Here is a 508-nt window from a genome sequence, read left to right on the forward strand (position 1 = left end):
CGTACCGACACTTACTGGTCTGGAAAGTTTCCGGATACGGCATATGAGGAAACGCTGCGCCGCGCGGACGCCTATCAGCGGGCCGGGGCGGACGGAATATTCGTACCCGGGTTGGCCGATCTCCATGTCCTGCACGAACTTTCCCGGCGGATCAGCGTACCGCTCAATGCGCTGGCCGGCTTGGGTTCGCCGTCGCCCGGAGAATTACACGAAGTCGGAGTGCGGCGAATCAGCATCGGGGGCAGCACTGCCAGGGCCGCCTACGCGAAGGTCTCAAGGCTGGCAATGGAAGTTCTTGGCGATGGAAACTGGTCGGGCCTGGCCGGAAGCCGGAGCTACGCAGACATGGACGCGCTATTCGAGTGACTGGCCAGCTGAGCGCAAACTGAGTACGTCCGCCAGGGTTTTTCCGTCGATGTAGATCGCTGCCTGGGATGCTCCCGTAGCCGCCACCGCGGTTTGCGCCAACTGGGTTTCGATCCGAGGGTTGTCGCACACGCCTCCAGGG

At 62.8% G+C, this 508-nt stretch carries 1 protein-coding gene; it reads left to right on the top strand.

Annotation, left to right across the window (positions count from 1 at the left end; genetic code table 11):
• Positions 1 to 366 (top strand): isocitrate lyase/phosphoenolpyruvate mutase family protein (locus tag AC1DNC_RS16770; RefSeq protein ID WP_476863657.1); only part of this gene is annotated, 366 nt, incomplete at its 5' end.
• Positions 367 to 508: the final 142 nt, after the last annotated feature.

The organism is Arthrobacter sp. 01N442, assembly GCF_056399345.1.